The sequence below is a fragment of the Clostridium sp. AF28-12 genome (assembly GCF_003435225.1).
Lineage (GTDB): Bacteria > Bacillota > Clostridia > Lachnospirales > Lachnospiraceae > Pilosibacter > Pilosibacter fragilis.
Genome location: NZ_QWGJ01000050.1, coordinates 1 through 3,063, shown reverse-complemented (window position 1 = coordinate 3,063; position 3,063 = coordinate 1). Strand labels below are relative to the sequence as shown.

Here is a 3,063-nt window from a genome sequence, read left to right as displayed (position 1 = left end):
GCCGACAAGTTTTACAAAATCTCTCTATACTTTGACGGTCGAATAAAGTATAATGAAGTCAACGACTAATCGGAAGTTCAATGTGAGGAAAATTAGATGAAGAAAAAGTCTTATTGGTTAAGTATTAGTGTGTTCGTATTGATACTGATATGGACGGTTTATTATTATGCAATGCAGTACACAGGAGGATTTGCAGACTTAAAGGACTCTATTGTTTGTGGGATTGTAGGTTTGATATGTATCGTATTTATCGTGAAAAGAACTATTGACTTTTTGAAAAACAAAAAATCGTAAAATTCAAGTTTGCCACCCACACATCGGGTCAACTTGTCCCGAACTTTTACAGCTAAATATCCGCCGCCTTCACAGCGGCACACCGAGCAGGAAATCTGAAAAAGGTCTCCTGCTTTTTTTCTGCCAAAATGAGGTGGTAAAACGCCACCCCATCCACCAATTACCGAAAGGAGGGACACGAAATGCCCTGCCCACACAACGAAATCACGATTGTTCAGCGCAGCCAGCGACAGTCTGCGGTTGCCGCCGCTGCTTACCAAAGCGGCGAAAAGCTGTTCTGTGAATACGACCAGCAAGTGAAGCACTACCCGGAAAAGCGTGGTATTGTCCACAATGAAATTCTGCTCCCGGCAAACGCCCCACGGTCGTATGCAGACCGCAATACCTTATGGAACGCCGCCGAAGCGGTGGAAAAGCAATGGAACTCCCAGCTTGCAAGGCGGTGGGTGCTTACCATTCCAAGAGAGATACCACCCGACCAGTATGCTGTCCTTGTCCGGGAGTTTTGTGAGCAGCAGTTTGTTTCCAAAGGCATGATTGCTGATTTTGCAATCCATGACCCCCATCCGCCGGGACACAATCCCCACGCCCATGTTCTGCTGACTATGAGGGCAATGGACGAACATGGGAAATGGCTTCCCAAGAGCCGTAAGGTTTATGACCTTGACGAAAATGGGGAACGAATAAAACTTCCGTCCGGCAGATGGAAAAGTCACAAGGAGGATACGGTGGACTGGAACGACCAGAAGTATTGTGAAATCTGGCGGCATGAGTGGGAAGTCATCCAGAACCGCTATCTGGAAGCCAATGACCGTCCGGAGCGTGTGGACTTGCGTTCCTATGCCAGACAGGGGCTTGATATTGTCCCCACTGTCCATGAGGGGGCTGCTGTCCGGCAGATGGAAAAGCGTGGTATCCAGACGAATATCGGAAACCTGAACCGGGAAATCAGAGCCGCCAACAGTCTGATGAAGTCCATCCGGCAGCTTATCCAAAACCTCAAAGGCTGGATTACCGAGCTGGGCGAAAAACGGAAAGAGCTGCTTGCACAAAAAGCGGCGGAGGAAGCGACACTTCTTCCCAATCTGCTGATGAAGTATATGGCGATACGAAAGGAAGAACGGAAGGACTGGACGAGGGCTGGACAGAACCGGGGGACTTCACAGGACTTAAAGGCAGTCAGCGAAGCCCTGTCCTATCTCCGGCAAAAGGGGCTTTCCACTGTGGAGGACTTAGAAGCATTTCTGGAATCTTCCGGGAAATCAGCCGCAGATTACCGCAATCAGATGAAGCCAAAGGAAGCCCGGAGCAAAGTGATTGACGGGATTCTTGCCAGCCGGACAGACTGCAAAGAATGTAAGGCTGTCTATGAGAAGTACCAGAAGATATTTTTTAAGAAAACAAAGGAGAAATTCAAACAGGAACACCCGGAGGTTGCCCGGTATGAGAAAGCCGCTGACTACCTTGCCAAGCACCCGGACGATAAGGACAGTACCCAAAAGGAGCTGCAAGAGGAGCAGGAAACGCTTCTCAGCGAAATCGCAGAACTGAAAGTACCGCTGACCGAGGTACAGGAGGATTTGAAGAAGCTGCGGGACATCCGCTACTGGGTACGGAAAGCCACACCCGGCACAGAAGAAAGCAAAGAGCCGTCCAAGAAGCAGTCCCTCAAAGAAGTCTTGCAGGATAAGGCGGACGAGAAAAAAGCACAAAGAACTGCCCCGGTGCAGACAAAACACAAACAACAGGATATGGAACTTTAACAGGCACTTGCCATTTTCAATCAGAGAATGTCAGGTGCTTTTCTTTTTTCAAGGAGGGATAGATTTGAATGTATTTGAAGCTGTGAAGCAGTCCGTCACAACAAGACAGGCTGCGGAGCATTATGGAATCCGTGTAGGCCGGAACGGGATGGCTTGTTGCCCGTTCCATAACGATAAAACCCCAAGCATGAAGCTGGATCGGCGTTACCACTGCTTCGGCTGCGGTGCGGATGGGGATGTGATTGATTTTGCCGCCGCCCTGTATGGGCTGGGAAAGAAAGAAGCCGCCGTACAGCTGGCACAGGACTTCGGGCTTTCCTATGAGGACTGGAAACCGCCGGGGAAGGTAAAAAAGCCCAAGCCCCGGCAGAAATCCCCGGAGGAACAGTTTCAGGAAGCAAAGAACCGCTGCTTCCGTATCCTTGCCGATTATCTCCACCTGCTTAGGGCATGGAGAAAGGAATATGCCCCGCACACCCCGGAGGAAGCCGTTCATCCCCGGTTTGTGGAAGCCTTACAGAAGCAAGCCCAAGTGGAATATCTGCTGGATGTGCTGCTGTTCGGGGAGACAGAGGAAAAAGCGGCTTTGATTACGGACTACGGAAAGGATGTGATACAGCTTGAACAACGAATGGCAGAGCTTGCAGCCGCAGACGCAGCAAGAACTAAAAAACACCATGAACGCCATGCAGCCGCCCCAGAGCATTGAGGAAATCAAGGCGGGGCTGGAAACCACCGAGAAAGGCGGTGTCCGTCAGAGCATCCGGAACTGCCTGACCGTATTCCAGCGTGACCCTCTGCTTTCCGGGGCTATCGCATACAACATTCTAACTGACCGCAAGGACATCATAAAGCCCATCGGCTTCCACAGAGAAAGCACCGCCCTGAACGATACGGACATGAAGTATCTGCTTCTCTATCTGGAAGAAACCTACGGGCTTACCAATGAGAAAAAGATTGATAACGCCATCGGGATTGTGGCGAATGAAAACAAGTACCATCCCAT

2 protein-coding genes and 1 pseudogene are annotated in these 3,063 nt (G+C 50.1%); all 3 read left to right on the top strand.

The genetic code is table 11. The features are described from left to right. Nucleotides 1-476 precede the first annotated feature (476 nt). Complete coding sequence (gene mobQ / locus DWY93_RS16615) at nucleotides 477-2,057, top strand: MobQ family relaxase (RefSeq protein ID WP_117472733.1); 1,581 nt, start codon at nucleotides 477-479, stop codon at nucleotides 2,055-2,057. 64 nt (nucleotides 2,058-2,121) lie between these two features. Then, nucleotides 2,122-2,766 (top strand): CHC2 zinc finger domain-containing protein, encoded by a 645-nt coding sequence (locus DWY93_RS16610; RefSeq protein ID WP_117471372.1) that lies wholly within the window; start codon nucleotides 2,122-2,124, stop codon nucleotides 2,764-2,766. Then, nucleotides 2,735-3,063 (top strand): annotated as a pseudogene (locus tag DWY93_RS16605) (virulence-associated protein E); the annotation flags it as partial. The gene DWY93_RS16610 and the pseudogene DWY93_RS16605, both read left to right, overlap by 32 nt.

What these genes read in the sequence shown, in the direction of transcription:
- mobQ (WP_117472733.1), top strand. Translation starts at nt 477, where the DNA reads ATGCCCTGCCCACACAACGAAATCACGATTGTTCAGCGCAGCCAGCGA.